The following is a 16,854-nucleotide window of genomic DNA, read 5'->3' as shown; positions in this document are numbered from 1 at the left end:
GACGTGGACGATGTCTCGCTGTACTACTTGGCCAGCGAGGTCCGTGCGCATTACGCGGGCATGCTCGTGGCTGTAGAGCCGCAGGCCTGGCTCGCCTATGAGCAGCTTGATGCTGCGGCACTGGCGCAGGCGCTGCTGGACGTTGCGGCGCATGTCCAGCCCGCCCAGTTGCGCCGCCATCGCCGCGCGGCCAAGCCTGCGGCCAAGAAAAACTACGTCACGCACCGCGAAGCCTCTCGCCATGTCGCGACAGCGCGTGTTCTGGCCCGTGGCCGAGTTGACTGAGGAACTGACCTTGAAAGGGGTGGCTGTCAGGCCACGACCGCCTTCACCTTTTCCGACCGCAGCAACCCGAACAAATCCTTCGGGTCCTCCTGCGCCGGCACCAGGTCGATGCGCTGGCCGATGCCCTGGGCCAGCGCGGTGTCGTGCACGAAGCACAACGCCGAGTAGTCCTCCAGCGCGAAGCCGACCGAGTCGAAGAGCGTGACCTCGTCGGCCGAGCGGCGCCCGCCGTGGTGGCCGGCCAGCACCCGCCACAGCTCGGTGACAGCGAACCCGGTCGGCATCTGCTGGATCTCACCCTCGACGCGCGTCTGCGGTTCGAACTCCACGAACACCGAGGCACGCTCCAGCACGCCGCAATGCAGCTCCGTCTTGCCGGGGCAGTCGCCGCCCACGGCGTTGAGGTGCATGCCGGGCTCGATCAGCTCCGGCGTGAGGATCGTGGCGTTGGTCTTGTCGGCGGTGACGGTGGTGACGACGTCGGCACCCTTCACCGCCTCGGCCGTGCCGGCGCAAACGGTGATGTCGAAGCCCTCGCCTTCCAGGTTGGCGACCAGCTTGGCGGTGGCGGCGGGGTCCACGTCGAACAGGCGCAGCTCGCGGATGCCCAGCAGGTCGCGGAAGGCCAGCGCCTGGAACTCGGCCTGCGCGCCGTTGCCGATGAGCGCCATGCACCGGCTGTCGGGCCGCGCCAGCGCGCGGGCGGCCAGCGCCGAGGTGGCGGCGGTGCGGATGGCAGTGGTGAGCGTGAGTTCGCTCAGCAGCCGCGGCGCGCCGGTGGCCACGTCGGCCAGCACGCCGAAGGCCATCACGGTGGGCAGGCCCTCGCGGGTGTTCTTCGGGTGGCCGTTGACGTACTTGAAGGCGAAGCGCGCGGCATCGGCCACGGGCATCAGCTCGATCACGCCGTCGCGCGAGTGGCTGGCCACGCGCGGCGTCTTCTCGAACTCCTCCCAGCGCAGGAAGTCGCGCCCGATGCGCTCGGCCACGCCGGCAATGCAGGCCGGCAAGCCCAGGCGCTGCACCAGGCGCACCAGGTCGCGCGCGCCGACGTACAGCGTCTCGGTGTGAAGCGCGGTGCCGGGGATGCTGGTACTGGTACTGGTGGTGCTGCTGGCGGCCATGGCTTGTCTCCCATCAATTGAGTAGGACGAGTCTCGCCAGGGGCCGCGGCAGGCGGAAGCGCAAGAAATGCCGCGAAACGCTGCAATCGCTGTGCAAAACGGCAGCCTTGGCTGCCGTTCGGTTCAATCGTCAGGGCGTGGCGCGGGCAGAGGGCACGGAAATGGCCGCGGTTTCCACGCCCCGCTCCACTGCCGGCGAGTACGCATTGCGCAGGTAGAGCACCGGCTCGCCGCGGCCGTCCACCGGCGTGGCCCAGACCTCGGTGGCGGCGCTGCCGTCGGGCGCGGGCAGCGCGTAGAGGACGTGGGCGTCATCCAGCCACTCGATCTGGTCGTCCACGTTGCGCTTCTCGGCCAGCGGCGTCTCGACGCCGGTGCGCAAGTCCAGCACGTGGAACTGCCAGACGATGCGGCCGTCCACGACGTAGCGCTTCTTGTAGGCCACGCGCTGCGCATCGGGCGACAGCGAGGGGCACTCGACGTTGTCGTGGATCACGCTGGCGCTGCGCGAGGCGATGTCGCCGCGCACCAAGTAGTGCTTGCCGGCACTGGAGAGCGTGGCGTAGAAGCCGCGCGCATCGGGCGTGAAGGTCACGCCCCAGAAATTGAAATCCTTGGCCTTGAAGGGCTGGCCGTCGCGGGTGACGGCGAACTGCTCCAGGTCGGCCAGCACGCGGCCGTCGGCGGTGTCGACGATCAGCGTCTGGGTGGAGAAGTCGAGGTTGGCGTAGCCGTGGCCGGCGGTGAAGACAGTGAAGGCGCCCAGGCGCCCGTCGCGCGACAGCCGGGTGCGGCTCGGGATGCCCTGCAGCGGGATCTCGGCGCGCACGGCGAAGGTGGTGGCGTCGAAGACCTTGGCGCCGTAGGTGGTGACGACGCCGCGCTTGGCCGTGAGGCACAGGCCGCGTCCGCCCGAGGCATGCACCACCTCGCAGGAGAGCTGCTCCACGAAGTGCGCGGCGCCCTGCCCCGCCGCCTCGCGCCAGGCGAGCTTGCCGTGCTGCGCATCGACGCCGGTGTGGCGGAAGAACAGCCGGCCGGTGGCGGTCGTGGCCAGCGCGGTGGCGGGCGCCGCCTGCGCCGGCGCCGCAGAGCTGCTGGCCGCCATGCGCTCCTTGGCATGGAACAGATAGCCGCCCAGCGCCGCCACGGCGGCAACGCAGAGGGCGGAGAAGCCGAGTACGCGCTTGTGGGTGGTGGTCATGCCCCGATCCTCCGCAGCCCCTGGTGGGCCGCCAGCAGCGCCAGCCCCAGCGCCGCGATGAACAACGACACGGCGGTGGCCGTGCCCCAGTGCTGCCACAGCGCCCCGAAGAGCACCGAAGACAGCAGCTTCGCGATGCCGACGGCGGTGGCGATGAGCGCCAGGCCGGTGGTGCGGCGCGCGGCCGGCACCTCGGCGCTGGCCAGCGCCATCAGCACGCCCTCGGTGCCTGCGTTGAACAGGCCCAGCAGGCACAGGCAGCCGATGACGGCCGCGACACTCAGCCCGTCCGAGCCCATCAGCACGGCGTACAGGCCGATGAGCACGGCATAGCCGCCCAGGAAGATGCGTCCGCGCCCGAAGCGGTCCGCAACGCGGCCGGCCGGGACGGACAGCAGCATGTAGGCCGCCGCCGTGACGACATAGAACAGCGGGAAGTAGCCAGTGGCCGCCGGGTGGCGCTGCTGCAGCAGCAAGTAGATGAAGCCGTCGCTGATGGTGGCCGCCGCCAGCAGCGCGCCGCAGCCGGTGAGCAGCAGGAAGCGGCGCGTGATCCAGCGTCCCCCGGCCGGCGCGGCGGCCTGCGGCGCCCGGGCCGGTGCTGCCGGCGCTGCCCGCGGCACGAAGCACCACAGCACCGCCAGGCCCAGCAGCCCGAACACGAAGCTCGTGACCCAGACCGCGTCAAAGGCGCCGGGCAGCTGCGCCAGCAGGACGAAGGCCACCACCGGCCCCAGCAGCGAGCCGCAGGCGTCCAGCGCACGGTGCACGGCGAAGGCGCCGGCGTACTGGCTGGCGGGGGTGTTGAGCGAGATGAGCGCGTCTCGCGGCGCGCTGCGCAGGCCCTTGCCGGCGCGGTCCAGCCCGACGATCCACAGCAGCGCGCTCCAGCCGCTGGCGGCCAGCAGGAACAGCTTGCACAGCGTGGACAGGCCGTAGCCCACCAGCGCCAGCTCCTTCTGCCGCGCGTGGCGGTCGGCGAGCCAGCCCGCGAGCAGGCTCAGCAGCGCGATGGCAAAGCCGTTGTAGATGCCGTCGATGAGCCCGTACTGCGCCGGGCTCAGGTGCAGGTGCAGCACCAGGTACACCGGCAGCGTGCTGTTGACCATCTCGGCGGAGACGTCGGTCAGCAGGCTGGTGAAGCCCAGTCCCCACACCACCGGGCTCACGCGCGCGGCGGTGGCCGCGTCCACGCGCGCCGCCTGCCCGAGCTTGGCCTGCTCGAACCATTCGAACCTGTACATGGGGTTCCCCTACCCTCGTGTTAGCCCCTTGACTGTTACGGAAACTTGCGAAGGCGGGAACCGTTCACACCCGTGCAAATGGAGGTTGCCAAGGCATGAAAAAGCCGGCTGCGAGGCCGGCTTGGACGTTGAGCGGTCGACGGCGCTGGAAACCTGGTTTCCATGGCGCTTGCCGGTCGGGCCAGCGCCTTGCCGGCGGCGGCTCAGCCGAGCTGCAGCATGCCGCGCGCGATGGCGAACTCCAGCAGGTCCTTCTCGGTGGGCTCGGCCAGCAGCCAGCGCCGCACCAGCCAGCGCAGGAACAGCGGGCCGGCGATGCGGCTGGACGGGCCGTCGCGCTCCCAGGCGCGCGCGATGGGCGCCATGAGGCCAGGCACGGCCTCTTCCTGGAAGGCTTGGCGCAGCCGCTCCTGCTCCTCGGCGGGCAGCGCCGCGTAGCGGGCCTCGCAGTCGCGCGCCTGGGCGCGCTCCCACTCGTCGCGGATGCCCTGCACCGAGGCCTGCACCGCCGAGGGCGCGGGCTCGGCCATCGCGGCCGGTGGCGGCGGCACCACGCCGGCGTAGCCCTTCTTGAGCGCGTCGCGCAGGTAGGCCGCGGTCGAGGTCAGCGGCGGCAGCGCGCTGTTGCGCAGCCGCTGCTCCACGTGCTCGACGGTGGCGCGCAGCAGCGCTTCGTCGGTGCGGGTGTAGAGCAGGTCGGCGTCCTCTTCCTTGAGGCCAAGCTGGCGCAGGCGCTCCACCAGCTCCAGGTCGAAGGTGTTGCGCGCCTGGGCCACCTCCACCGGCGGCGGGCTGCGCCGCAGCACGCGGAACTGCAGCTCGGCCACGCGGCGGCCTTCCTTGTGCTCGATGAGCTCCAGCACAAAGTCCTGCTGCAGCGCCTCCACCTCGGCCAGGGCCGGGCGCAGCACGTCGCGCTTGAAGTAGCGGTAGTCCACCTTCTCCACGTCGCTGCGGCCGGTGAGCACCGAGGCCCACCAGTGCAGGTCCTCGCGCATGGTCAGGCGCGAGGGCGAGGTGAGGTACTGCATGCCCAGCTCGAACAGCACCGCCGCGGCGTAGGAGCGCATCTGCGCGCCCACCTCCAGCAGGATGCGCGTGTAGCGGCTGGGCTTGAGCAGCCGCTCGCGCACGCGGTCCGGGTAGCTCCAGCTGATGATCACCGGGTAGCCCGGGCCGCGCTCGGCGATCTCCACCGCGCCCAGCAGCTGCGACGAGGTCCAGCGCTGCTCGCCGGCGCCCACCGAGTTCCACTCGATGAGCGTGGTCTGCATCTCGCGGATGTGCTCCTTGAGCAGGGCGACGTTGCGTGAGTTGAAGTGCGCGTCGCCGATGAGCGTGGCCAGCGGGATGCTGTACTGCCGCTCCTCCACGCCCTGCAGCTGCGCGTGATAGAGCAGCGCGTTGTAGATGCGGCGCGACAGCAGCGTCAGGCGCCCCTTCTTGGGCCGGATCGCGATCGACTCGTTGGCCTTCTGCACCATGGCGTCGTCGCGGCGCGCGGGCACGCGCGAACGTCGCTCGCGCGCCACACCGCTGTGGCCGGCGGGTGAAGCGGCGTCTTCGCCGTCCGGAGCATCCGTGCTGTTCATCGCCGGATCATGCCACGACTGTGAGCAGCGGCTCTCACAGTTGTGAGTTCCTTGGCTCACATTTCAGGCGCGACGGCCTGTTGAGTTGATTGAAAAACCGGATTGAGGCATTGAAACACATTGAGGCATCGCCAAGTGCCTGTCGCTAATAGTTTTTTCCGAGGAACTGTGAGTGGATTTGGGGTTCGATGTGAGAGTTTTTGGTCTCCATCGTGAGTGGACATGGGGTTTGCCCTGGCCTTGGTGTGAGCTTTTCTGGTCTGCGTTGTGAGTGGACATGGGCTTCGTTCGATTTGGTGTGCGCGAAGCGGCTTCAAGGCCGGTTTTCCAGCGCTGGAACAGCCGCGAAAAGTTCAAAGTGAACGTCTGGCAGCACCACGGCCGACATGGGAATCACAATCTCCCTCACACATCGCGCAAACGGGTTTGAGCCGAATCCCAACGGCTCTCACACTGGTACCGTGCTGTTGCCACAGAGGGACAAGCAGGTCAAAGCCGGTCTAAAAAGGCTGGCGAGTCAACGGTTTTCTATAAACTGCCCGCATTTCCGTTGACTCAGTAAAGAGATGAAGAACGAACAGACGGCAGGGGTTGGAAACCAGGTTTCCACCGCGGCCGCGGCGGTAAGCCGGCCGCCGATCGACATGGCGCGCATCACGAACCTGGCCACCCGGGCCTCGGACATGGTGGAGGGCATCCGGGGGCGGCTGCTGGCGCCCGAGGCGCGCAAGGTGCCGCCCAACTTCACGGCCACGCAGGTGGCGGCGCTGTGCGGCGTGGACAAAGCGCACGTGGCCTATCGCATCAGCAAGGGCGACCTGCCAGCCGGGCAGCTCACGCCCACGGGCGGGCGGCGCGAGTTCACGCTGGACGAGGTGCGGCGCTGGACGCGCGAGTACCGCCGCATGGCGATGCGCCCGGCCGGGCAGCAGGCGATGACCATCGCGGTGGGCAACTTCAAGGGCGGCGTGTCCAAGACCACGACCGCGATGATCCTGGCGCAGGGCCTGAGCATGCGCGGGCACCGGGTGCTCGCCATCGACGTGGATCCTCAGGGGTCCTTCTCCACGCTGTTCGGCATCCTGCCGGAGACAGAGGTGGAAGAGGACATGACCATCGTGCCGATCTGCCGCGGCGAGGCCACCGACATCCGCTACGCCATCCAGCCGACCTACTGGCCGGGCATCGACCTGGTGCCCGCGGCGCCGCTGCTGTTCCAGGCCGAGTTCAGCCTGCCGGCGATGCAGATGACGGACCCGACGGCGCGCTTCTGGGACGTGCTCAACGCCAGCCTCGAAGGCGTGCGCGAGGAGTACGACGTGATCATCATCGACACGCCGCCCTCGCTGTCCTACGTCACCATTAACGCCTTCATGGCCGCCGACGGCATCCTGGTTCCCGTGCCGCCCTCGGCGCTGGACTTCGCTTCCTCCGCGCAGTTCTGGAGCCTGTTCGCCGACCTGGGCAGCAACCTGGACATGGCTTCCAAGCGCGGCAAGACCTTCGACTTCCTGCACGTGCTGCTGTCGCGGGTGGACCAGTCGGACGTGGCCGCGCCCGCCGTGCGGCAGTGGATCCAGGCCACCTACGGCGAGTACCTGCTGCCGGTGGAGGTGCCCAAGACCACCGTGACCTCGTCCAAGGCTGCCGAGTTCGGCACCGTGTACGACGTGCAGAAGTACGAGGGCGCGGCCAAGACCTACAAGCGCGCCGCCGAGGCCTATGACCGGGTGGTGGAGCTGGTGGAGCAGTCGGTGATCGAGGCCTGGCGCAGCCGGGCGGCGACAGCCACCGGCGCGAGTGCCGGCGCCGCCGTGTGACGCCGTGGAAACCAGGTTTCCACCCCCTGAGCCCCGAGACATGAACCACGAACACAGGAGCGCCACATGAGCAGCATCGGCAAGCGCCTTCTCGCCACCACCGCGGATCTGGCCGCGTCCCTCGAAGCCCGTGCCACCCAGAGCGAAACGCCCAAGCCGCCACTGCCGCGCACGGCTCCGGGCCAGATGCTGGCCGCGCGCAGCGAGATGCTGGCCATGCAGGGCGAGCTGCAGGCCCTGCGCGAGAAGTTGAAATCCTTCGACGGCTCGCTGCCAACGGTCAAGCTCGATCCGAAGCTGGTGGACGCCACGCGCTGGGCCAACCGCCATGCCTCGGCCTTCACCACCGCTGCCTTCGCGCGGCTGAAGTCGAGCATCGAGCTGGCCGGCGGCAACACGCAGCCGATCCTGGTGCGCCGCGCGCCTGACGCCGGGCGCTACGAGATCGTGTTCGGCCATCGCCGCCACCGCGCCTGTCTGGAACTCGGGTTGCCGGTGCTGGCGGTGGTGTGGGAAGGCGAGATGCCGGACCTCGAGCTGTTCCTGTCCATGGACCGCGAGAACCGCGAGCGCGAGGACCCTTCCGCCTACGAGCAGGGCATCACGTACCTGGCGGCGCTGGAGGCAGGCCTGTTCCCGTCGCAGCGCCGGCTGGCCGAGGCCATTGGCGTGAGCCACACCTGGGTGCGCAAGGCGACGCTGGTGGCGCAGCTGCCCTCGGCCATCGTGGACACCTTCGCCACGCCGCTGGACATCCAGCCGCGGCACGCCGAGGAGATCACGCAGGCGCTGGAGCTGGACCGCAAGGCGGTGCTGCGCCGCGCCGAGCGCATCCGCCAGATGAGTCGCCGCCCGGGTCCCGGGCAGATCGTGGCTCACCTCGCGGGCCGGGTGGTGGAGAAGAGCGCACCCGAGAAGATCCATGTCGGTGGCCGCCTGGCCGGCGCGTGGAAGCGCGACAACCGCGGCCGCGCCGTGCTGACGCTGGAGTCGCACGTCGCCGACGAGGCCTTCATGGCGCAGCTGTCCGAGGCGCTGCAGAAGCTGCTGCGCAAGTCGGAAACCTAGTTTCCACGGCGGGGCCGGCTCGCATGGCATGCGGGCCGACCCTGCAGACGCGCCTAACGGCGCGTGGGGGCGGGACTGGAAACCTGGTTTCCAGCGGCATCCCTGGCTTCGGTGCGAGCCGCGTTGCCGGCCACAGCCGGTTCCTCGTCACGTTGCGGCTCCACGGGCTGGACGCTCGGCATGCGGCGACGACCCGGCGATCCAAGCGTCGAGCTTCTGCATCGTCCTTCCCGTGAAAGCGCTCTGCTATCCCGGGGAAAAACCGGCTGAAGCCGTGGTCACGCGGACCGTGTCCGACGATGACTTCGTCATCCCTGCTTGCGCGCGGTGCTGTCCGGGAAACGCCGGTAACTGGTTCACGCCGCCTTCTGCAACGCAGGCCGTCAGACCACCAAGCCGTCATCCTGGTTTCCGCCGCGATGACAGCGTTTCTCTCCGGCCGGCATCACGGCATACAAGGCGTCTTGGTGTCGCAGATTTGCCCAGACAGCGGCGCACGAAGACGGAAGTCAGCCAGTTTCAGCCAGTCGCCGCCACCGCGCCTGGAAACCTGGTTTCCAGCCCCCTCTCGGGATGACGGCTGAATGTGCTGAACGCCGTGGCTGAATTGACGCCGCAACCGGTGAAATTCCCAGGCATCCGCGGCCACTCGAAAACGGCCTTTCGCAGGCAATTTCTTGTCAGTAGTCCTCTCGGACCTGGAAACCAGGTTTGCGGCCATTCATGAGCGCAGGGGTAAGGCGATCCGGCACGCGCGAAGTCATGAGCCGCCAGCCACCTGGACGAGAAACGCGGCACACCAAGCTGCTGCGGCCGGATGTGCAAGCTTCCTTCCCGTGAGATGGATGATCCGGCTTGAATTCCGATACAGGGCGGCTCCGGCAGGCATGGCACGCGCTGGCCAGCGGCGCACGAACCGCACCGGCGCCGCTGCCTATTCTCATGCCTGTATAGATAGGTATCGCTTGACCTCAGGCCGGCATGGAATCGATGGCGGGACGTGGAAACCAGGTTTCCAGGCCTCCATCGGTTGAGCAGCAACTTCGTGCTGGCGGAACGCAGGAAAGGGAAGGCAAACGGAAAAGGGAGCGGCAGCGCGAGCCGGGAGCATTTCCAGCCTGCCATGGACCCTGCCTGCCCGTGCAGCGAGAAGCCACCAGGGAAGCTGGAGGTAAAACTGTGAGAACGTTTGTGATTCGTTTGGCCGTTCCCGGAAGCCTGTTGGCTTTCCAGATCAACTCCGCGCCATATGGGATCGCCGTGGAAACTTGGTTTCCAGGCCGCACTGGTTGCCATGGCGGCCAATGCACCGACGGGCTCGCATTGCCGGCTCACTGGCCGGCACGTTCAGCCATCAATCCCCAAAGGCCTTCTCCATCCCGTCCTGCACCCGCTGCAGCTGCGCCTTGGCATAGCGCATGGTGGTGCGTGGATCGGCGTGGCCCAACTGCGCCTGCACCACCTCCAGCGGCGCGCCGCGCTCCAGTGCCCGCGTGCCGCAGGTGTGGCGCAGCCAGTGCACCGAGGCCTTGCGCGCGGTCTGACGCTGCGCATCGGTCAATGGCGCCCACCGCATCGCCTGCCGCAGCCACGCGCGAACGGTCTCGTACAACGACTGGTAGCCGATGCTCGACCCCGGCTCGGTCAAGCTCGCTACCAGCGGGGCGTCACCCGGGGCCCGCTCCAGCGGCGGCAGGCCGCGGGCCTCCAGGTAAGCCTGCAGCGCGCGCAGCGCCTGCGTAGGCACCGCGGCAATGCGCTTCTTCGCGCCCTTGCCCTGCACCTGCATCGCCCACCGCCCGCCCAGGGGCCGCAGATCAGACAGCCGCGCAGCGGTCAGCTCGCTCGCCCGCAGCCCCGTTGCCTCGGTGAAACGCAGCAGGAACAGCATTCGCTCGCGCGAATGTGAGGACGGTTGTGATTCGATCCAAGCCAGCATCGCTGCCCAGACCGCCGGTTCGAAGGCGCGAGAATCCAGCGCGTGCACGCTCATGTCGTCGCCGGTACGGCGGTTCACGAGTTCCCAAGGGTTGTGCACGAGGTAGCCGCCCTTGACCAGCCAGGCGAAAAAGCTGGCCACGATCGACACCGCCTGGCGCCGGCTCGCGAGGGTGAGCTGTCCGGCGAACGGCGCCCAGCCTTCGCCCAGCGGCGCGGCGCGCCGGCGTGAGATCCAGCGCTCAGGCACGTGCTCCAGGAAGGTCATGTAGGCCAGGCAGTCCTCAACCGAGAGCGCGGACAGCGAGCGGCCCCGCTCCACCGCCGCCCACAGCCGCAGGCGTTGTGCCTCGCGCCGGTACGCCCGCGCGGTGGCCTGGCTGCCGGCACGCGCCGCTACCCATTGCTCGATCGCCTGCTCGTCGCTGCCGGCCGTGATGGCGATACCGGCAAAGTCCGCGCGGTTGTGACCGGGCGGCAGCGCCGGGACCAAGTCGAAACGCGGGCGGCGGTCCACGCCGGCCATGGCCGGCAGCGCGCCTGCAGCCGATACCAGGGAAGGAAGCGCGTCGGAACCAGCCGAAGCTCCGGGCAGCAACTGCTGCAGATAGCTCTCGATGCGCCGCGCCTTGGTGACGCCGATGGCCCCGATGTCCCGCCACCAGCAGCCGCCGCGCGCCACCACGGTCTGCAGGTCCTGCAGCAGCAGCAGGCCGTTGGACTGCAGCCGCTGCGCCAGGCGCGGATCGAACCACGCTGCGATTGCGTCGGACGCCTTGGGCGCCTCCGCCGCCAGCTGCTCCAACGCCCGCAGTGCCTCAATCTGGCGCTGGCGCAGCCGCTGGTTGCGCGCGCTGCGCCGCTCGGCGGGAAAGGCTTGGCGGTACAGCTCCTGCAGTTCCGCCTCGCTCCAGCCCTCCAGCCCGTTGGCTGCCGCCCAATCGGCCAGGGCAGGGCGCTCGTCGCCCTCGATGCCGCGGATCACCAGTCCCACCAGGCGCCAGCGCGGATCGCCCGCACGCCGGGCGATGGAGCGCAGCCGCTGCACGACGCCCCGGTGCGCCGCCATCGCCGCGTTGCCGTGCTCCACGCCCAGGTAGCGCTGCGCCGAGGCCTGGATCGACAGCCCGTCCGCCACGGCGCGCAGATGCGCGAAATGGTGCGGGCCCAAGCGGCGCTGGTAAGTGCTTGTGGGGTCAGGAGAAGCGGACATCGGCACGAGAAAGGGGCAAATTGATGTTCTGAATTGTGCCTTTGATTAGTGCCGTTAACCGTGACTTGGAAACAGCTCCTCCGCAGCTCAGAGCTGTTCCTTCAAGAGGTAGCAGGCTCGGTCCTTCAGCTTGTGCAAGGCGCTGCGCCGTTTCCAGGACGCCAGGTCGAGCTCGGTGCACTCGCGCATGTCGCGCTCGAAGATCGCTTCCAGCCGCTGCGCCAGCGCCGTGTCCGCCACCCCCAGCGTGATCTCGTCGTTGATCTCGAAGGAGCGGTCGTCGAAGTTGCTTGACCCGATGGCGCACCACAGGCCGTCGATGCTCATCACCTTCTGGTGCAGCAGCGTGCTCGGGTACTCGAACACCCGCACGCCCGCGGCCAGCAGGCGCGAGAAGTTGTGGTGGGCGGCGTGCTGCACGATGGGCATGTCCGACGCTTGGGCCGACGGCACCATCACCCGCACGTCCACACCGCGCCGCACCGCCGCGGCCAGCGCGTTGACGGCCTTGTCCTGCGGCAGGAAATAGGGGTTCTGGATCCACAGCCGCCGCTGCGCCGTGCACAGCACCAGGTGGTGCAGGATCTTCACCGCCGGCGCCGCGCGCTCGGGCTTGGCGCGGGCGATGTGCAACGTGATGTCCCCCGCGGGTTCCAGCGCCGGGAACACGTCGTCGCCCACGAACAGCTCGCCGCACTCGGACACCCAGTTCTCGCTGAAGGCCGATTGCACCGCGTGCACCCCGGGGCCGCGCAGGCGCACGCCGATGTCGTGGAAGGGCGGATGGCCCTTCATGCCCTCGTAGAGCCATTGATCGACGATGCAGTGGCCTCCCACCAGCGCCACGCGCCCGTCCGCCACGCACACCTTGCGATGGTCGCGCCGGTTGAGCATGCCCAGGTTGCGCAGCCGCGGCGCGTGGTAGCGCACCAGCCGGCAGCCCGCCTCGGTCAGCAGGCGCGAGGCGGCTTCGCCCATCTTGTTGCAGCCCCGGGCATCCAGCAGCACGCGCACCTGCACGCCGGCCCGGGCGCGCTCGGCCAGCGCCGCGGCCAGCCGTGCGCCCAGGCGGCCTTCCTTCCACAGGAAGGTCTCGAAGTGCAGCGAGCAGCGCGCGCCGGCGATCTCCTCGAACAGCGCGTCGAAGAAGGCACCGTTCTCCAGCAGCTCCACCGCGTTGCCCGGGAGCAGCGAGGCATGCGTGAGGCCGCTCACCGAGGGCAGCACCCGGTCCAGCGGCTGGTTGCAATCGAGCGACAGCTCCGGGTCTCGGTGGCGCTTGATGGACCAGATGACGATGCCCAGCAGGACCACCAGCACCAGCAGTGCCAGTGCCACTTTCATCAGCGTGTCGGCTTCCCACATGCCCGGGATTCGACCATGCAGTCCCGCGGGCGGCGACACCGCGCCACGGCGGATGAGCAGTGACTGACTTGGCCTGCCCCCGAAGTCCGTTCCCGGCCGGGACTCAACTGCCGCGCCGTTCTGCCGATGAAGGAACTCCCCAAAACCACCGGTACGCGCAGTCTCCCCGGCCTGCATCCCTTCCTCGTTTCGCATGATCAGCAAGTTCGCCCGGAATACCGCGCTGGCCGTGGCGCTCGCAACGCTCGCGTTCGCGACCCGCGCGGACATTTCTGAGGGTCGGTATTCATCCTTCGAGGCGGAGACCTTCTCTTCCGTGCCCGTGTCAGAAGTCCGGATCCTCGATCAGGAGCCGCCGCCGGACTATGTGGTCGTCGGCACCGTCGAGGCCCTTGGCAAGGACGAGTCGGAGGTCGAAGTCCTGGAGCAGGTGAACGGACTGCGGCCGCCCGGCCCGCTGTCGCTCTTCAGGTCCTCGGCACCGCGCGATGAAGACGACGCCAGCCTGGCGCTGCATGCCCTGAAGATGGTGGCCGCCCGGCACGGGGTGCAGGCGCTGCTCATCGTCGAATCGGGCCCTGCCCAGATCAGGCGCAACGTGACCGGACACCGCATCGTCGCCAAAGCCTTCCGCCGCAAGGCGCGCCCGGACCGCCGGCCGACCTCGGCGAAGTAAGCGGGGCACCGCCGCCCGCGCCGGCACCGCGATCTGGTGGTTCCGGCACTGATGCCGTTTCGGTGGTGGCCCTGGAGCTGGTGTTCGGCCGACCAAGGCCGATCCTGGCCGCACTGCTGACCGTCCCGCACCGCGCCGTCGCGCGCCCTTGGACCTGTCACGGGTCTTGCTACGTCCTGTTGCGGCGCGACAAAAGCGACAAAGGCGGCCCGGCACTCCAGTCGCCGTTCCATGCATTGCAGTTTTTGTCGCGTTTCCGACCGTCAGGAATTTGCCGGTTGAGGTCTTCCGTCTTTGTATTGACCGCCAGGAACTGCCATGAAAACCAATCTTCCAGTCACCGGTCGTGAATACACGCTCCCGTCAGGCGTGACGCTGATGTCCACCACCGACCTGGACGGCCGCATCCGCTACGCCAACGCCGCCTTTGTGGAGGCCAGCGGCTTCGGCCACAAGGAGCTGATGGGCCAGCCGCACAACCTGGTGCGCCACCCGGACATGCCGCCGCAGGCCTTTGCCGACATGTGGACGACGCTGCAGGACGGCCTGTCCTGGACCGCCGTGGTGAAGAACCGCCGCAACGACGGCGACCACTACTGGGTGCTGGCCAATGCCACGCCCATGCGCCGCAACGGCCAAGTGGTGGGCTACATGTCAGTGCGCACGCCGGCCAGCCTGCAACAAGCGCAGCAGGCCGAGCGGCTGTACGCCGACCTGCGCGAGGGCCGCGCCAATGGGCGCCGCATCCATCGCGGGCTGGTGGTGCAGTCGGGCTGGCGCGCGCCGCTGTCGCTGTTCCAGCTCATGCCGCTGCGCGCCCGCGTGGCCCTGGGCATGGGTTTATGTGCCGCCGTGGCGGTCCTGCCGGCGCTGCTGTCGGCCGCATCGCCGCTGCAGCTGATGGGCACGGCGGCGGCCTGGGCGGGCGGCGTGGCGCTGGGCAGCGTGTTCCTGGGCGCACAGGTGGTGAAGCCGGTGCAGACCATGCTCCACCATGCCAACCAGGTGGCCAGCGGCGAGGCCGCGCCCGCGCTGGCCATGAACCGCGTGGACGAGATCGGGCTGCTCAACCGCGCGATCAACCAGGCCGGGCTGAACCTGCGCGCGCTGGTCGACGACGTGGCCGACCAGGTCGGCGGCGTGGCCGTGGCCAGCCGCCAGATCGCCTCCGGCAGCAGCGACCTCAGCGGCCGTACCGAGCAGACCGCGGCCAGCCTGCAGCAGACCGCCGCCTCCATGGAGCAGATCACGCAGACCGTGCAGCAGAACTCCGCCACCTCGGGCCAGGCGCGCACGCTGGCGGAGCAGGCGTCCGAGGCGGCCAGCCTGGGCGGCTCGGTGATGCACCAGGTGCGCGAGCAGATGAACGACATCCAGGACCACAGCACGCGCATCGCCGACATCATCGGCGTCATCGACGGCATCGCGTTCCAGACCAACATCCTGGCGCTCAACGCCGCAGTGGAAGCCGCGCGCGCGGGCGAGGCCGGCCGCGGCTTCGCCGTGGTGGCGGGCGAGGTGCGGGCGCTGGCGCAGCGCTCGGCCACGGCGGCGCGCGAGATCAAGACGCTGATCCAGGAGTCGGTGCAGCGCGTCGATGCCGGCAACCGCCACGTCGAGCAGGCGGGCCAGACCATCCAGCAGATCATCGACCGCGTGCGCCAGGTGACGGCGCTGGTGTCCGAGATCTCGCAGGCCTCGCAGCAGCAGGGCCAGGGCGTGGAGCAGGTGCACCAGGCCATTGCCGCGCTGGACGACAGCACGCAGCACAACGCCGCGCTGGTGGAGCAGAGCGCCGCGGCGGCCAAGTCGCTGGACCACCGGGCGCGCCGCCTGTCCGACGCCGTCAGCGTCTACCGCACGGCGGGCTGAGCCCGCACGGGGCCGCGGCGGCCGGGCGCGGGCCGTCGCTTATGCTGCGCCGCCCTCGACCAACCGCCGTCCGCGCCCGCTTTCGATGATCCTGAACCACGTCTGGGTAGCCTTCATCCTGCTGGGCTTCGCCTCGGCGCTGGTGCAACTGGCGCAGGGCGACCTGGGCGTGTTCGGCCGTGTCATGTCGGGCATCTTCGACATGGCCAAGACCGGCTTCGACATCTCGCTGGGCCTGGTGGGCGTGATGAGCCTGTGGCTGGGCGTGATGCGCATCGGCGAGCAGGCCGGCGTGATCCAGCTCTTCGCGCGCGCGCTGGCGCCCTTCTTCGCGCGGCTGTTCCCCGAGATCCCGCGCGGCCACCCGGCGGGCGGCAGCATCGTCATGAACCTCAGCGCCAACATGCTGGGGCTGGACAACGCCGCCACGCCGCTGGGCCTCAAGGCCATGCGCGAGCTGCAGGAGCTCAACCCGCGCAAGGACACCGCCAGCAACGCCATGGTGACCTTCCTGGTGCTCAACACCGCCGGGATCACGCTCATCCCCACGTCGGTCATCGCGCTGCGCCAGTCCATCGCCGCGGAGCAGGGGCTCACCGGCTTCAACGGCGCCGACATCTTCCTGCCCACCCTGATCGCCACCTTCATCTCCTTCACCGCGGGGCTGGTGGCAGTGGCGGCGTGGCAGCGCATCAACCTGCTGTGCGCGCCGGTGCTGCTGTTCTTCGCCGGCTTCATCGGCCTGACCGGCGGCCTCTACGCCTGGCTGAGCCAGTACCCGCCGACACGCATGGCGGAACTGGTGGGGCTGCTGGGCAGCATGGCGGTGGTGTCGGTGATCGTGCTCTTCGTGGCCGCGGGCGCGTGGCGGCGCCTGAACGTCTACGAGGCCTTCGTCGAGGGCGCGAAGGAGGGCTTCGACGTCGCGGTGCGGATCATTCCGTACCTGATCGCCATCCTGGTGGCGATCTCGGTGTTCCGCAGCACCGGCGGGATGGATGCATTGGTCAACCTCGTGGCCCGCGGCGTCGCGGCGCTGGGCCTGGACACCGACTTCGTGCCGGCGCTGCCCGTGGGCCTGATGAAGACGCTCTCGGGCAGCGGCGCGCGCGGGCTGATGGTGGACGTGCTCAAGACCTACGGCGTGGACTCGTTCCAGGGCCGCCTGGCCTCGATCATCCAGGGCTCGACCGAGACCACCTTCTACGTGCTGGCCGTGTACTTCGGCAGCGTGGACATCAAGAAGACCCGCCACGCGCTGGCCTGCGGGCTCATCGCCGACGCGGTCGGGCTGGCGGGCGCCATCGCGGTGGCGTACCTGTTCTACCGCTGAGGCGCGACGCCCCGCACGGGGCGGCGCGGCGCACGGCACCGGGCAGGCCGGGAGCGGAAGTTACATTCTCCTGAACGGCCCTCCGTGGCCGCCCGTAGCCGCAGCACCCGCAGTAGGAAG

At 69.2% G+C, this 16,854-nt stretch carries 11 protein-coding genes and 1 pseudogene; 6 read left to right on the top strand and 6 right to left on the bottom strand.

Annotated elements, in window-relative coordinates; all coding sequences use genetic code 11:
- Positions 1 to 285 (top strand): annotated as a pseudogene (locus tag H537_RS54675) (hypothetical protein); the annotation flags it as partial.
- A 26-nt stretch (positions 286 to 311) separates the two neighbouring features.
- On the opposite strand, the gene ocd reads toward H537_RS54675, so the two are convergent.
- From ocd to H537_RS0133430, 4 genes are all read right to left on the bottom strand, one after another.
- Positions 312 to 1,409, bottom strand: a complete 1,098-nt coding sequence (gene ocd / locus H537_RS0133445; protein ID WP_084151144.1) for an ornithine cyclodeaminase — start codon at positions 1,407 to 1,409, stop codon at positions 312 to 314.
- A gap of 130 nt (positions 1,410 to 1,539) precedes the next feature.
- Positions 1,540 to 2,613, bottom strand: a complete 1,074-nt coding sequence (locus H537_RS46985; RefSeq protein WP_051244051.1) for a hypothetical protein — start codon at positions 2,611 to 2,613, stop codon at positions 1,540 to 1,542.
- A complete protein-coding gene (locus tag H537_RS0133435; RefSeq protein WP_029001367.1) occupies positions 2,610 to 3,857 on the bottom strand; it encodes an MFS transporter in 1,248 nt (415 codons plus the stop codon). The genes H537_RS46985 and H537_RS0133435 overlap by 4 nt, the downstream gene beginning before the upstream one ends.
- A 203-nt stretch (positions 3,858 to 4,060) precedes the next feature.
- Positions 4,061 to 5,449, bottom strand: coding sequence for a replication initiation protein (locus tag H537_RS0133430; RefSeq protein ID WP_084151143.1), 1,389 nt, complete (start codon positions 5,447 to 5,449; stop codon positions 4,061 to 4,063).
- Between the two features lie 566 nt (positions 5,450 to 6,015).
- Here H537_RS0133430 and H537_RS46980 point away from each other — a divergent pair.
- Both H537_RS46980 and H537_RS0133420 read left to right on the top strand, forming a co-directional pair.
- Positions 6,016 to 7,269, top strand: a complete 1,254-nt coding sequence (locus H537_RS46980; protein WP_211235126.1) for an AAA family ATPase — start codon at positions 6,016 to 6,018, stop codon at positions 7,267 to 7,269.
- A 66-nt stretch (positions 7,270 to 7,335) separates the two neighbouring features.
- Complete coding sequence (locus tag H537_RS0133420; protein ID WP_084151142.1) at positions 7,336 to 8,337, top strand: ParB/RepB/Spo0J family partition protein; 1,002 nt, start codon at positions 7,336 to 7,338, stop codon at positions 8,335 to 8,337.
- A gap of 1,354 nt (positions 8,338 to 9,691) precedes the next feature.
- Here the strand turns inward: H537_RS0133420 and H537_RS0133415 are convergent.
- Together H537_RS0133415 and H537_RS0133410 are read right to left on the bottom strand one after the other, a co-directional pair.
- A complete protein-coding gene (locus tag H537_RS0133415) occupies positions 9,692 to 11,446 on the bottom strand; it encodes a site-specific integrase (protein WP_029001364.1) in 1,755 nt (584 codons plus the stop codon).
- Positions 11,447 to 11,575: 129 nt separating this feature from the next.
- On the bottom strand, positions 11,576 to 12,853 hold the full coding sequence (locus H537_RS0133410; protein WP_029001363.1) for a phospholipase D-like domain-containing protein: 1,278 nt from the start codon (positions 12,851 to 12,853) through the stop codon (positions 11,576 to 11,578).
- A 193-nt stretch (positions 12,854 to 13,046) separates the two neighbouring features.
- Between H537_RS0133410 and H537_RS51750 the strand changes: the two genes are divergently transcribed.
- The 3 genes from H537_RS51750 to H537_RS0133395 all read left to right on the top strand — a co-directional run bounded on the left by H537_RS51750 (position 13,047) and on the right by H537_RS0133395 (position 16,734).
- Positions 13,047 to 13,529: a hypothetical protein gene (locus H537_RS51750; protein ID WP_029001362.1), complete on the top strand. Its 483-nt coding sequence runs from the start codon at positions 13,047 to 13,049 to the stop codon at positions 13,527 to 13,529.
- A 318-nt stretch (positions 13,530 to 13,847) separates the two neighbouring features.
- Positions 13,848 to 15,401, top strand: a complete 1,554-nt coding sequence (locus H537_RS0133400) for a methyl-accepting chemotaxis protein (RefSeq protein ID WP_029001361.1) — start codon at positions 13,848 to 13,850, stop codon at positions 15,399 to 15,401.
- An 85-nt stretch (positions 15,402 to 15,486) separates the two neighbouring features.
- Positions 15,487 to 16,734: a spore maturation protein gene (locus H537_RS0133395; protein WP_029001360.1), complete on the top strand. Its 1,248-nt coding sequence runs from the start codon at positions 15,487 to 15,489 to the stop codon at positions 16,732 to 16,734.
- Positions 16,735 to 16,854 lie beyond the last annotated feature (120 nt).

The sequence above is a fragment of the Azohydromonas australica DSM 1124 genome (assembly GCF_000430725.1).
In the GTDB taxonomy this organism is placed as follows: Bacteria; Pseudomonadota; Gammaproteobacteria; order Burkholderiales; family Burkholderiaceae_C; genus Azohydromonas; species Azohydromonas australica.
The sequence above is the reverse complement of the archived record's forward strand: the minus strand, read 5'-3'. Positions and strand labels throughout refer to the sequence as shown.